The sequence below is a fragment of the Ruegeria sp. CF5 genome (assembly GCF_056537325.1).
Genome location: NZ_JBQFRI010000008.1, coordinates 1 through 12280 on the forward strand (window position 1 = coordinate 1; position 12280 = coordinate 12280).

The 12280-nt window shown below is 56.9% G+C and carries 12 protein-coding genes and 1 pseudogene; 4 read left to right on the top strand and 9 right to left on the bottom strand.

Annotated elements, in window-relative coordinates:
* The 8 genes and pseudogenes from ACR0NW_RS17270 to ACR0NW_RS17305 form a co-directional block, all read right to left on the bottom strand.
* A pseudogene (locus ACR0NW_RS17270) lies at positions 1 to 135 on the bottom strand (amino acid ABC transporter ATP-binding protein); the annotation flags it as partial.
* A complete protein-coding gene (gene lhpI, locus ACR0NW_RS17275) occupies positions 128 to 1072 on the bottom strand; it encodes a bifunctional Delta(1)-pyrroline-2-carboxylate/Delta(1)-piperideine-2-carboxylate reductase (protein ID WP_480451666.1) in 945 nt (314 codons plus the stop codon). The pseudogene ACR0NW_RS17270 and the gene lhpI, both read right to left, overlap by 8 nt.
* Positions 1073 to 1075: 3 nt before the next feature.
* A complete protein-coding gene (locus ACR0NW_RS17280; RefSeq protein ID WP_480451668.1) occupies positions 1076 to 2215 on the bottom strand; it encodes an NAD(P)/FAD-dependent oxidoreductase in 1140 nt (379 codons plus the stop codon).
* Positions 2208 to 3704 carry a M81 family metallopeptidase gene (locus tag ACR0NW_RS17285; RefSeq protein ID WP_480451670.1) on the bottom strand — a complete coding sequence of 499 codons (1497 nt, stop codon included), beginning with the start codon at positions 3702 to 3704 and terminating at the stop codon, positions 2208 to 2210. Before ACR0NW_RS17285 ends, ACR0NW_RS17280 begins: the two co-directional genes overlap by 8 nt.
* Positions 3701 to 4669, bottom strand: coding sequence for an agmatinase (gene speB, locus ACR0NW_RS17290; protein WP_480451671.1), 969 nt, complete (start codon positions 4667 to 4669; stop codon positions 3701 to 3703). Before speB ends, ACR0NW_RS17285 begins: the two co-directional genes overlap by 4 nt.
* Before the next feature lie 5 nt (positions 4670 to 4674).
* Positions 4675 to 5358, bottom strand: coding sequence for an ABC transporter permease (locus ACR0NW_RS17295; protein WP_480451672.1), 684 nt, complete (start codon positions 5356 to 5358; stop codon positions 4675 to 4677).
* 1 nt (position 5359) lies between these two features.
* On the bottom strand, positions 5360 to 6076 hold the full coding sequence (locus ACR0NW_RS17300; RefSeq protein ID WP_170654408.1) for an ABC transporter permease subunit: 717 nt from the start codon (positions 6074 to 6076) through the stop codon (positions 5360 to 5362).
* 56 nt (positions 6077 to 6132) lie between these two features.
* Positions 6133 to 6927 (bottom strand): transporter substrate-binding domain-containing protein, encoded by a 795-nt coding sequence (locus tag ACR0NW_RS17305; protein WP_480451674.1) that lies wholly within the window; start codon positions 6925 to 6927, stop codon positions 6133 to 6135.
* Positions 6928 to 7045: 118 nt separating this feature from the next.
* Between ACR0NW_RS17305 and ACR0NW_RS17310 the strand changes: the two genes are divergently transcribed.
* Complete coding sequence (locus ACR0NW_RS17310; RefSeq protein ID WP_480451676.1) at positions 7046 to 7966, top strand: LysR family transcriptional regulator; 921 nt, start codon at positions 7046 to 7048, stop codon at positions 7964 to 7966.
* Between the two features lie 199 nt (positions 7967 to 8165).
* Here ACR0NW_RS17310 and ACR0NW_RS17315 read toward each other — a convergent pair whose 3' ends face one another.
* Positions 8166 to 9197 (bottom strand): LacI family DNA-binding transcriptional regulator, encoded by a 1032-nt coding sequence (locus ACR0NW_RS17315; RefSeq protein WP_480452008.1) that lies wholly within the window; start codon positions 9195 to 9197, stop codon positions 8166 to 8168.
* A gap of 113 nt (positions 9198 to 9310) precedes the next feature.
* Between ACR0NW_RS17315 and ACR0NW_RS17320 the strand changes: the two genes are divergently transcribed.
* Genes ACR0NW_RS17320 through ACR0NW_RS17330 form a run of 3 tightly spaced genes read left to right on the top strand, consistent with a single transcriptional unit; the run spans position 9311 to position 12276 of the window.
* The gene (locus ACR0NW_RS17320; RefSeq protein WP_170654400.1) at positions 9311 to 10822 is read left to right on the top strand and encodes a tripartite tricarboxylate transporter permease; all 1512 of its coding nucleotides are present in this window, start codon (positions 9311 to 9313) and stop codon (positions 10820 to 10822) included.
* Positions 10819 to 11274, top strand: a complete 456-nt coding sequence (locus ACR0NW_RS17325) for a tripartite tricarboxylate transporter TctB family protein (RefSeq protein ID WP_480451678.1) — start codon at positions 10819 to 10821, stop codon at positions 11272 to 11274. The genes ACR0NW_RS17320 and ACR0NW_RS17325 overlap by 4 nt, the downstream gene beginning before the upstream one ends.
* Before the next feature lie 42 nt (positions 11275 to 11316).
* On the top strand, positions 11317 to 12276 hold the full coding sequence (locus tag ACR0NW_RS17330; RefSeq protein ID WP_480451679.1) for a Bug family tripartite tricarboxylate transporter substrate binding protein: 960 nt from the start codon (positions 11317 to 11319) through the stop codon (positions 12274 to 12276).
* Positions 12277 to 12280 lie beyond the last annotated feature (4 nt).

Consider the following 12280-nt stretch of genomic DNA (forward strand, 5'->3'; position numbering starts at 1 on the left):
GACGGTCAGATTGATGTCGCGCAGCACGTGGAATGCCCCGTACCACTTGTTCATGTTGGTGATTTCGATGGCGACCTCGTCGCTCACCTGCATCTTCGAGCGGTCGATTTCGCGTTCAATTGCAAGTTCAGACATGGTTGCTCTCCTCCAGCTTCCGTGTGGCGGTGATTGCACCAGCAAGGTCCATCACCGCGTTACCTACCGATTTGAACAGAGTGATTTCCTGTGTGCTGCTGCGGCCGGTTTTACCCTGTGTCAACGCGTAGAGATCTCCCAGAACATCCGTCTGGGCGATTGCGCCGGTTTCCAATGGTGTCTTCAGCTCTCCGGCCTCAATTGTTGCGAATTTGGTGTCGACAAACAGGCGGGCGCGTTGAAGCGCGCGGTCGTCAGCCTCGCGCATGGCCGGGGTGAAGGCACCGATCAGGTCCAAATGCTGTCCGGGTGTCAGCCAATCCCCCTTTAACAACGGTTCCGTTGCCAGCGTCGCCGCGCTGATTATGTCGGCCTGCGGCACCGCTGTTTCCAGATCAGACACCGCCTGAGCGTCCCATCCAGCCACTTTCAGGGTGTCTGCCAGTCGTTCCGCGGCTGCAGGAAAAACATCCCAGATGCGCACGGTCTTGATCGGGCGTACTGCACGGAAAGCGTCGGGGAGTTGAGCGGCAACTTTTCCGGCCCCGATGACCAGCAGATTCTCTGCATCTTCCCGCGCCAGAAGCCGTGCGCCCAAGGCCGAGGCCGCAGCCGTACGCCGTGCCGTCAGTATGGCGCCGTCAAGCAAGGCCAGATGTTCGCCGGTCGTCCGGTCAAAGACCAGCACCGAACCGGCGATCGCAGGCAATTTGCGGGCCGAGTTGCCCGGCGTGGCCGTCACGACTTTGACGCAGCCCAGTGTTTCGGTCCAGGCTGGCATCAGTAACAGCGTCGCGTCAGGTTCACCCTGCATCGGCATGGTGTGGTGGTGGCGGTCGGGCGCAGTCAGACCGCTTGCGAACAGCCCTTCCATCTGATCGATCAAACCACCAAAGGGAAGCACGCCTGCCGTTGTTTCAGCATCGAGAATTTTCATGAGTCAGCTTTCAAAACGGGAAGGGGAGAACAGGGTAGCGTCAACGCCCGCCCCGGTCAGATTGGAGGGCATATTTGCGCCGGTCAGCAGCGACGCGGCGAGTTGGCCTACCGCTGGCGAGGTCTGGATGCCGTATCCGCCGACACCGGCCAGCCAGAACAGGCCATCGACTTGTCCCGAGAACCCAATGACGGGCAATCTGTCCTTGGCAAATGTGCGCAATCCCGCCCAGCTATGGGCGACATGTGTGACCTCCAGCGTGGTGCATTCGCTCAGGTAATGGGCCGCGTAAGCGATATCCAATTCCTCGGGCCAAGCGTCGTGCGGGTCGACAGGGGTTTCGTCCGCGGGGCTGACCATCAATTGGCCTGCGTCCGGTTTGAAGTAGAACACTTCGTCGATCTCATTGACCTCGGGCATGTGGGATACATCGAAATCCGGAACCTTGACGCTGATTGCCGTGCGGCGGTGGGGCACGATGCCCAATGGGTCAGCGCCGAACATCCCGGCAATCGGATCAGCCCAACCTCCAGCGGCATTGACGACCATGCGGGCTCTTACCTCGCCACTGGATGTTTCCAGCACCCAGTGGTCGCTTTCCTGACGGGCGGCGGTCACGACGCTGGATTGGCGAATTTCGGCGCCTTTGGCCTTGGCCCCGCGCGTGTATCCCTGCAACAGGCTTTCCACCTCGACATCCCAGCAATCGGGATCGAAAAACGCCGCCTTGACCCAATCAGGGTCGAGGAAGGGCATTTTCTCCAAAGTTCGATCGATGTTCAGCAACTCGACCGGCGATGTACCTTCAGGTGTGTTTGCCCGTTCGTGCTCAAACACCTGAAGCAAATGGTCTGCCTTTTCGGCGTCGGCGATCAATAGGTTGCCACGCGGGCGCAGCAGGTCGACCTCGGCAAACCCGGATGGTGGCCGCATCATGAAGTCACTGCTGGCTTGCGTGAGCTGCCCTGTCACTTTCGAATGAAACCTGCGGGTGAATTCCGCGGCCGAGCGTCCGGTGGAATGATAGCCAAGCGAGGTTTCCTGTTCCAACAGGACAACCGAACGCTGCCCGTCCAGAAAAAATGCGGCGGAGGCCCCGGTAATTCCGCCCCCGATGATGGCGATGTCGAAAATCTCAGGCATTGATCTCATCCAGCGGAAAGACAGGGCGGCGCAGGCGCGTATAGGTGCGCCGTTTGACGTTGGGGGTGCACAACCCACCTGCGTCGGTGATGATGATGCGCGACGCAATCGGGCCGAAGGCTCCTTTAAAGTGCTGCATCGACTTTACGGCCAGAACGGTCTTGTCCGCCGGTTCGATCCCCACAACTCGGAATACGTTTTTGTCGAGCATCTGCATCCGGTCGGACACGATCATGATGTCGATCCCCTGCACCCGCAGGCAGACGCTTTGCCCGGTTGAGCCCGGAAGGCCGGTGAACATCGGACCTTCGAAGGTAAAGCTGCCATCGCTGATGGCCATGATCTTACCGGTCACCTCCAGCGGCCCGCCACCCACGGACGCGTCGGTTTTGCCACCGAGGGGGAGAGTGACTGTGGCGCCGACACCGTGGGTGACGAGCTGGGCGACGGCTACGGGGTCGTAAAGCGCCCCGGCTGCCGCGTTCTGAATTCCAGCCTCCAACATGGCTGCGATCAACGCGGTGCAGTCGCTGTATGCGCCCGAGCCGGGGTTGTCGGAAAAATCCGCAACCACGATAGGGCCAGTGCCTGCTGTAGAGGTTTTGAGTTGCGCGATACAATCTTCCAACGGAATTGGCAGGTCCCACCGATCGCGGAACGACCAGATTCTGTCGCACATCCGTTCGGCGCAGCCTGCCGCAGTTTCGCTTGCAGTAGTGGGCGTGTCATAGGTCACCAGAACCGATGGTCCGGCGGCCCAGACATCGGCATCGGTGAACCCGGCATTGATCGCGACGTTTAAAATACCGGGGGTCTGCATTTCCTCTGCGGCATCTTCCAGCAGGCGGCACATCGGGCCGTTTTCAGTCGTGCGTCCATCATCGCAACCCACCAGCATCGGCGGGCGGCGGATCAACAGCTTTGGTGCGATCTCATCCTCAAGTGCCCGATGCAGCAGCTCACAGGCCTCGACGCCTACCTCGCGCATGTCTACGTGTGGATAGGTGCGGAACGACACGGCGATTTGCGCCAGCTCTGCCGTCTCGTCCGAAATGTTGGCGTGCAAATCAAGCGTGATGGCCAGTGGAACCTCATCCCCCACAACAGCCCGGATTTCGCGAAGGAACTGGCAGTCGCCGTCCTGGTCGGTCTCGGTTACCATCGCGCCGTGCAGCGCGACAAATACTCCGTCGAACGGCCCGTTTTCACGCAGGCGGCGGGCACATTCGCCGGTGATTTCGGCCCGCGCTCCCTCGGTCACGGGACCGTTTGGTTCGGCATGGGCGGCGGTGATATAGACGGGCGTCCAACCACGCGCCTCGGCGACCTCAATCGCACCGCCGACCTCGGACCCGGTGCCGCGGAAGTTGGCCGGAATTTCATCACCTTTGAAGTAATGTGAGGCGTGAAAGTCATCCATTCCCGTCCGCATAACGGTGAATGTGTTGCTTTCGTTGATGAACTCGATGATGGCGACGCGGTGGGTCATGAAACGGCCTTTCTCTGCGCGGCGCGGGCACAGATATATTCCAGCGCCAGAGACGCCCCAAGCAGCGCCGTTACATCCGCATGGTCGTAAGGAGGGGACACTTCAACGATATCCATGCCAATGAAATTCATATCAACACTGCCGCGCAGGAACTGGATGATATCATTCGGGGTCAGCCCGTCCACGACAGGGGTACCGGTGCCGGGCGCATAAGCCGGATCAAGACTGTCGATATCGATCGTCAGATAAGTGGGGCGATTTCCGACAACCTCTCGGACCTTTTCCAGTGCTCCACGCCAGCCGTGATCATGCATCCAGTCACGGTAGAGAATGGTGATCGGGTCATCATCCTCATAAAATGTGCGGATGCCGATCTGTACCGAGTGTTCAGGGTCGATCAACCCCTCCCTCATCGCGTGATGCACGAATGTACCGTGATCGAACCAGTCGCTTTTCTGCGTGTCGCGATGCGCGTCGAACTGGATCAGCGCCAGAGGTCCATGCTTTTCGGCATGGGCTTTCAGCGCAGTATAAGTGGTGCAGTGATCGCCCCCCAGCATAAGCGTGCTGGCCCCGGATGATGTGATATGGCGCGCCATGGCGATGGCGCTGTCGCGCATCTGTTCGACCTGACCGCGCCGGAACGGCACGTCACCACAATCGACGACCGAAAGGATATCGAACGGGTCGAAGCCCCATGGCCAGACCTCGCCCCAAGCTAGGTGAGAGGTTGCTTCCCGCAACGCGCTTGGACCCAATCGGGCGCCGGGGCGGCCCGAGGTGGTCAGATCGAACGGAATTCCATAAACTCCGATATCAACCCCATCCATATCGACGGTGGGGCGGCGGCGCATGAATGTGCGGATGCCGGAATAGGGCATTTCCACATGAGTTCCGTCCGGGCCGGCCGCGGTGCGAAACACGCCTTCGCGACCGAACGCGATGTCGTCTGCCTGAATCTTCATCGCAATTATCCCTTATACTTGAGCCAGACGTTGCGGTTTTCGAGGTGCCGCCAGATTGCTTCGATAAGCAGAACGACGATCAGGTAGTTTACTGCGGCGATATAAAAGACGCTCAGATCGAAGGTCTCACCGAAGAGGTAACGCGCCTGTCCCATCAGGTCCCGAACTGTGATCACGCTGACCAGCGCCGACGCCTTGAGCAGCAGTACCAGTTCATTGCCAAAGGCGGGCAGCATCCGGGCAACGGTGATCGGCAGGATTAGCAGGCGGAAAATCTGAAAACGGTGCAGCCCAAGCGCCTGTCCTGCCTCGATAGTCCCTTTGGGAATGGCCAGTATACCGCCCCGCAGAATCTCGGCCTGATAAGCGGCCGAATTCAGCGTGAAGGCCAGCAGCCCGCAATAGTATGCATCGCGGAAGAACCACCAGACACCCAGCGCCTTAAGCTCTTTGTGGAACTGGCCCAACCCGTAATAGATGATGAAGATTTGCACCAGCAGCGGGGTGCCCCTCACCATGTAGATGTAGAAATAGGCAAGACGGGACAGCCATTTATTCTTGCTCAATCGTGCGGCGGCCAGTGGAATGGCCACAAGGAAGCCAAGGATGAAGCCGAATACCGTCAGGCTGACCGTATTCTGCAGTCCTTCGATCCACAGATCGAGGTTGTCAGTTACATGCGACCACATCTCAGCGCCCTCCGACCAGATTGCGATTGGCGCGGCGCTCCAGAACGGTCTGTATCTGCCCCGAGATGAAGGCCAGCGCCACGTAGATCAGCGCAAGGATCGAATAGAAAAAGAACGGTTCGCGCGTGGTGGCGATCGCCATGTTGGCGTAGCGCATCATGTCACTTACTGCGATGATCGAGATAAGCGAGGTATCCTTGAGCAGGATCAGCCACAGATTCCCGAAGGCGGGAATGGCGTGCCGCCACATCTGCGGCAGGACCACGAGAAAGAAGGCTTGTGCCCTATGAAGGCCCATCGCAGCTGCAGCCTCGGACTGACCTTGACCAACGGCCTGATAGGCCGTGCGCACAACCTCAGACCCCAAGGCCGAGAACACAAGTGTCAGGGCGACCACACCGGCGGCGAACGCATTGAGAGAGATGTTTGCATCCGGAACGAACAGCCTGACCGCGAAGTTCAGCAGACTCTGCAGCTGGTAGTAGATGAGGATCAGGGTCAGAATCTCGGGCAGGCTGCGAAACACGGTCGTATAGCCATTTGCCAATGCACGAACCCATTTGCGCTTGGAGTGCTTGCCCCAGGCTATGACAAACGACATCGCCAGTGCGCACGGGGCCGTCACCAAAGCCAGAGCCATCGTGACCCAGAAGCCGCGCAATAACTCATCTCCCCAGCCGTCGTCGCCGAAGGCCAGTAGCGAAAGCAAATCTGTCATGGGTGAAGTCCCCCGGTTGCGGTGGGGTCCACAGGCAATTGCGGACCCCGTACTGCTCAGTTACCCAGAAGTTCGGATGCCTTCTTGGGCTGGGTCATGATGTCGAAAGTGAAGTATTCGCCCCGGATCTTGTCATAGGTGCCGTCGGCCACGATCTCGTCCAGCGCCGCATTCAGCGCGTCACGCAGCTCGGCGTCGTCCTGTCGTACTGCAATACCGGTGCCCTTGGCGAAGTCGGGCAGGAAGGTTTCGCCGACAAATTCGCAGCAGGCACCTTCGTCGGTTTTCAGCCAGTCGCCTAGTACAAACTGGCTGGCCAGAACAAGGTCGACCCGGCCTGTTTCCAGATCAAGCAGCGCGTCGTCCAGCTTGGGGTACAGTTTGAGCTCGCTGTCGGGGAAATACTGCTCAAGAATTTCAACTTCGCCTGTGGCTGACTGAGTGCCGATAATCTTGCCCTTGAGGTCCGCAGGCAGAGCATTTTCCAGACCATGACCTTCGGCGGCGACAAAGCGGATCGAATTGAAGTAGTAGGGTTTGGAAAAGCTGACAACCTTGCTGCGCTCGTCCGTGATGGTCATCGAGGCAATGATTGTGTCGAACTTGTCCGAGTTCAGCGCCGGAATGATGCCGTCCCAGTCAGTCGTCACCCATTCGCACTTGACGTCCATCCGCTCGCACAGCGCGTTACCTACATCAATGTCAAAGCCTTTGATTTGGCCCGCACTGTCGAAAAAGTTGAAAGGCGGATAGTAACCTTCGGTTCCCATGCGGACCGTTTTGTCCTCGGCCATTGCCGATGTTGCCAATGCGGATACGGCGACGGCAGCCAGTGAAATTTTCGCAAACATGAGTTCCTCCCGATCGTTTGCTGGATTTGATGAAGGAGGATTCCCGATCCCTTTGCCTAATTCAAATTTATAGTTTTTAGATTTGGCATTAACCAAATTTATGGTGTATGGGGATGGCATGAGTGACTTTGCGCGAAATCTGGACTGGAACCTTCTGTATACTTTCATGGTGGTCGTGCAGAACGACAGCATGACGAAAGCGGCGGAAGAGCTTCTGCGTTCGCAACCCGCAGTCAGTCTGGCCGTCAAACGTCTGGAACAAAGCACCGGAAAACGCCTGTTGATGCGTAAGGGGAACCGGATTTCCGTTACCCCCGCCGGTCAAGCTCTCTACGATCAGGCGACCGAGATCTACTCGGCGATTTCAAGGCTGCCGCTGACGTTTGAAAAAGCGCCCCGGGCCTTGACCGGCAAAATCACGGTTGCCTCGATCGATCATGTTGAAAGTAGTGTTTTCAATGAACGGCTTACCCGGTTTTTTAGCAAATACCCAGGTGTTGAGCTTGAGATCTTGGTGGCGACGACCGCAGATGTCATCCGAATGGTAGAACTTGGGTCCGCGACGTTTGGCCTGTGCGATGGCGTTATCCCGCAAAGCCTGAATTCGACGACATTGCTGGATGAACGTTTCGGTCTCTATTGCGGTTCCGGCTACCATCTTGCCGGGCAGGCCGATCTTGCTGCTATCGACCTGAGAGGAGAACCGTTCATAGGGTTCACGGCAGACGTCTTGGGAGGCAGCCACATGGGAGACGTGACCGCATTCCGCGCCCGTGCCTCAATCGGTCAGTATGTCAGGGGTCAATCCAGTCATGTGAACGAAGTCAGACGGATGATCGAATGCGGATTGGGAATTGGCTTCCTTCCCGTTCACTTGGCCGACCCCTACGCGGCAAGAGGTGAACTATTCCGTCTTCCGCCTTATGAGAATGAGCCAAATGCATCTGTTTTTTTGATCGCAAATCCGGCGGTGTCATTGTCAGAAGCTGAACAAATTCTACTGGAAGAGATGCATCGGGACTTGGCCACGAAAGGGTGAAATCCCAGATTTCATGCGGAATTTTGGGCGGGAAGCGGAAGCTCGCTGCAAATGCAACACGACTTGGATTAGGTGACAAACCGGACACTCAATACGCTTAAAGACCAGTTGTTCTAATTCGCCAAAGCAACTGGCCTCCGCACTTAGGTAGACGTCAAATCTTGCTTGCTCGGCGCAAGAAGGGGCTTGTCTTGGTTGCCTAGGAAATAGATGCTCGGCTTGTTGTTCCTCTGACAATCCGTTCCAAATCGCAGCGGATTCGAAATGGAGCTGGATCGTCCGATGTAATGTAGTCGGTGAACTTTTCGCCTGCGAGTATTCCGATGGTTTCTGCAGGGATGCGAATTGTCGTGAGGCCCGGTTCAACATCTGCAGACCCTTTAAAGTCACCGATTCCAATAATCGACAGGTCGTCGGGAACTTTTAGTCCTAGGTTTTGCGCCGCAAACAAGGCGCCCTGTGCAATCACGTCATTTCCGCAAAGCAAAGCCGTCGGACGAGATTGTTTGGCCAAAAGGGTCAATGCCGCTTCTTTGGCTTGAGATACACTGTAGGGCGCTTCCGATGCATGTTCGATTGGGACAGAAACTCCCACTGCATCCAGTGTGTCATGTACGGCCGACAGCCGATGCTGCGCACGGTCATTGCCACTGGTTGTGGGAAAGATAAGACCAATGTTTCTGTGCCCCAATTCCAACAAATGCTCAGTCGCCAACCGCCCGGCCAACCGGTTGTCGGCCCCAACACAGGGAAGGGGAGATTCCTCCGAAAAATTCCATATCGCCAGGGCCGGTATCTTCTGCTGTTCGATCAATCGTGCGGTGGCGTCTGAATGCTCCAACCCGACCAGCGCCACTCCGTCCACACGGTGCTCCAGAAACTTACGAACCATCGCATATTCTCGATCGAGGTCATAACCGTGCGACGCCAACAAAAGGCTGAAACCGGCTTTGTCGATTGAATCCGAAAAGGCCTGTATGACTTCGGCGAAAATGGCATGGTTAATCGTGGGCACTACCAATCCGATGGTGCCCGACCGCTTGCCATGCATCGTCTGTGCTGCCCGGTTGCGGATGTACCCCAGTTTTTGGACTGCTCTATTGATCTTTTTGCGAGTCGCAGGGTTCACCAGATCCGGGTGATTGAAGGTACGCGACACCGTGGATGGTGACACTTTTGCGGCCTTTGCGACCGCTACAATATCCACCTTACCCTTTTGAAAATTAGTCATAATATCCTCCCGCAAGGTCGAATTTATGAAAACATTTGCAATACTATTTTCATCGCCTACCCTGAATTGTCAACAAAAGTAAAAGTATGAACCGACGGGTTGGGAGGCCCTGAATGGAATTCATTTATTACTTCGGAGACGTCTTCACACCGCTGTCGTTTATGCTGCTGCTTGGCGGTACGATCGGGGGGTTGATCCTGGGCGCGACACCAGGGCTTTCACCCACAATGGCTGTTGCGCTTCTGATACCGTTTACCTTCCAACTTGAAGCTGTTCAGGGTCTGATCCTGCTGGGCGCTGCCTACACGTCAACCGTGGCTGGCGGAGCGGTCAGCGCCATCTTGCTAAAGATCCCCGGCGCGCCTGCCAATATCGCAACGACATTGGACGGGCATACTATGGCCAAGCAGGGCCAGGGTGCGCGGGCGCTGCAGTTGTCATTTCTGGCCTCGGCCGTGGGTGGCATTTTTGGTGTACTCCTGCTGATCTTCTTGACGCCGGTTCTGGCAAAATGGGCACTGGCATTCGGCCCTTCACATCTGTTCTGGCTGGCCATTCTGGGTGTGACAGTGATCGGCACCCTGGATTCCGCGTCAGTGGTCAAAGGCCTGCTCTCGGGCTGTATCGGATTGTGGCTGGCCACTATCGGATTTGACGACATCATGGGGGCACAGCGCTTTATCTTTCACCCCGCTTTGGGAGGGGGCATCAATATCATTGCTGCACTGATCGGCCTGTTCGCAATTCCGCAGGTACTGACGATGTTTGCAAAGGGTCGGTACAATACAGGCGCAGAGGTTATTGAAGTGCAGCGACACTCGATCCTTTCTGCCGTTCGCGAACTGTTCAGCCGCACACGGGCATTGAGCATCGGCACGCTTACAGGTTCGATCATCGGCCTGATCCCCGGGGTGGGAGGGCAGATCGCGGGCCTCGTCGCGTATGATCAAACCAAAAAGTTCTCATCCGAAAAGGACAAGTTCGGAACCGGCCATTCCGAAGGAGTAATTGCCGCGGAATCCGCCAATAATGCGATGGTTGGCCCTTCTCTGGTGCCGCTGCTGACTCTTTCGATCCCGGGCAGTCCTACCGCTGCCGTTCTACTGGGCGGATTGCTGATCCACGGGATTTTTCCGGGCTCAGACCTGTTCGACAATCATCCCGATGTGGCCTGGACCTTCATCAATTCCATGCTGATCGGTCAGGTCTTGATGTGCATCTTCGGCCTTTATGTTGCCGGTCTTGCAGCGCGTGTTGCACAGGTTCCGCAATCAGTGATGGCAGCCATCGTTCTGGCCCTGTCGGTCTTTGGGGCATATTCGGTGCAGGGATCGATGGGCGACGTCTATGTCATGGCCTGTCTCGGCATCGGAATGTTCTTTTTAGAGCGCTTTGGTTTCTCTGCCGCGCCGTTGGTTTTGGGGCTTATCCTTGGACCCATCGCTGAGGCCAACTTTATTCAAGGTGGAATGATCGCGGACGCCACCGTGGGTAAAGCTTCGTATTTCCTGACCGGTGGATTGAACTTGCTGCTGATCGCAGTGGTGCTGGCCTCAGTCGCGTACTCGGTCTGGATGGAACTGCGCCACCGTCGCTACACCACCAAAGAGGAGGCGCAGGCATGAACCGTTCACAACACGTATTTGGGTCTGGTCTGGTTTTCGCAGTTGGTCTTTGGGTGACCTGGGTCAGCTATACCCAGCAACCGGCCGAGGCGTTTCTGTTCCCGCGTCTTATCGCATCGGTCTTTGTGGTTCTGGCGGGGTGGACGTTTGGCAAGGCGGTGCTGGGGCTGTCCAAAGTCGGGAACGGTGTGACCCGTACGATGTTCACAAACATGCTGCCGGGCCTGATCATCACGGTGATCTACGTTTTCTGGGCGGCAAAAACGCTTGGGTTCTACACTGCGACAGCGATCGCGTTTTTCATTCTGCTGTCAATTTATGATCCAGCTCCGCACTCCGAACTCAAAACCTGGCTCAAGCGATGCCTGATTACGGTGATCTTCGTGGCGGTAATGTACGGGCTCTTTGCCACGCTTTTGAACGTCTACACGCCAAAGGAAATTTTGTTCTGACCGCGCAGGGCGCGTCTGAACCTAATCTGGGAGGAAACGCAAATGAAACATATACTTGCTGGGGCGGCACTAGCCCTCATGAGCCTTACGGGTGCAGCAGCCGCCGAAGAATACCCCGAACGACCGATCATGATGATGGTCAGTTACGGCGCAGGTGGCGCGACCGACTTTCAGGCGCGGATCGTCACTATGACCGCCGGAAACGAAGATGCACTGGGTATGCCGATTGCCATTATCAACAAACCCGGAGCAGGTGGGCGCGTAGGCTGGAACTGGTTCGCCACTCAGGCGGACGCGGATGGTTACACTCTGGCGGCCTATAATGTACCGCACTTCATCGCTCAATCGATCAAGGGCGGCGTAGAGTATTCAACTGACAGCTTTGAACCGATAGCAAACTGGGGTGCTGATCCGGCGGTTTTTGTGGTTGGTGCAGACAGCGCGTTCAACTCGATGGAGGACGTCATCACCTATGCTAAAGAGAACCCCGGCAAACTGACGGTATCCGGGGCGGGTCTTTTTGTCGGCCACCACATTGCCGCTCTGCAGATCGACAAGGCAGCGGGAACCAAGATGGCCTATATCCCGACCAAAGGCGGTGGGGCCGCAGCGATGAAAGCGGTGATCGCCGGTGAAGTCATGGGCGGCATCAACAACCTGTCGGACGCGTTCCGCGCACAAGAGGCAGGTAACGTCAAAATACTTGGTGTCGCTGATCTGGAGCGCAACGCATTTCTGCCGGACGTGCCAACAATGATGGAACAGGGGCTGGATGTGGACAATTCCTCGGTCAATTTCCGGGGTGTAATGGTGCCCAAGGGGACGCCGACGGAAGTGATCGAGAAACTGGCGGCAACTGTGCCGGAAATGTTCGCCAACGACCGGGTTTCCAAGAAGATGAAAGCCGGCGGTTCACCGATGCATGTCATGACACGTGATGAGGTGATTGAGATGTGGGCTCAGCGTCAGCAGACACTGAACGAGTTGCTGGCCGGTCTCTGAGCCG

What these genes read in the sequence shown, in the direction of transcription:
- ACR0NW_RS17285 (WP_480451670.1), bottom strand. Translation starts at nt 3,704, where the DNA reads ATGACCCACCGCGTCGCCATCATCGAGTTCATCAACGAAAGCAACACA.
- lhpI (WP_480451666.1), bottom strand. Translation starts at nt 1,072, where the DNA reads ATGAAAATTCTCGATGCTGAAACAACGGCAGGCGTGCTTCCCTTTGGT.
- ACR0NW_RS17315 (WP_480452008.1), bottom strand. Translation starts at nt 9,197, where the DNA reads ATGACTAATTTTCAAAAGGGTAAGGTGGATATTGTAGCGGTCGCAAAG.
- ACR0NW_RS17330 (WP_480451679.1), top strand. Translation starts at nt 11,317, where the DNA reads ATGAAACATATACTTGCTGGGGCGGCACTAGCCCTCATGAGCCTTACG.
- ACR0NW_RS17320 (WP_170654400.1), top strand. Translation starts at nt 9,311, where the DNA reads ATGGAATTCATTTATTACTTCGGAGACGTCTTCACACCGCTGTCGTTT.
- ACR0NW_RS17300 (WP_170654408.1), bottom strand. Translation starts at nt 6,076, where the DNA reads ATGACAGATTTGCTTTCGCTACTGGCCTTCGGCGACGACGGCTGGGGA.
- ACR0NW_RS17305 (WP_480451674.1), bottom strand. Translation starts at nt 6,927, where the DNA reads ATGTTTGCGAAAATTTCACTGGCTGCCGTCGCCGTATCCGCATTGGCA.
- ACR0NW_RS17295 (WP_480451672.1), bottom strand. Translation starts at nt 5,358, where the DNA reads ATGTGGTCGCATGTAACTGACAACCTCGATCTGTGGATCGAAGGACTG.
- ACR0NW_RS17280 (WP_480451668.1), bottom strand. Translation starts at nt 2,215, where the DNA reads ATGCCTGAGATTTTCGACATCGCCATCATCGGGGGCGGAATTACCGGG.
- speB (WP_480451671.1), bottom strand. Translation starts at nt 4,669, where the DNA reads ATGAAGATTCAGGCAGACGACATCGCGTTCGGTCGCGAAGGCGTGTTT.
- ACR0NW_RS17310 (WP_480451676.1), top strand. Translation starts at nt 7,046, where the DNA reads ATGAGTGACTTTGCGCGAAATCTGGACTGGAACCTTCTGTATACTTTC.
- ACR0NW_RS17325 (WP_480451678.1), top strand. Translation starts at nt 10,819, where the DNA reads ATGAACCGTTCACAACACGTATTTGGGTCTGGTCTGGTTTTCGCAGTT.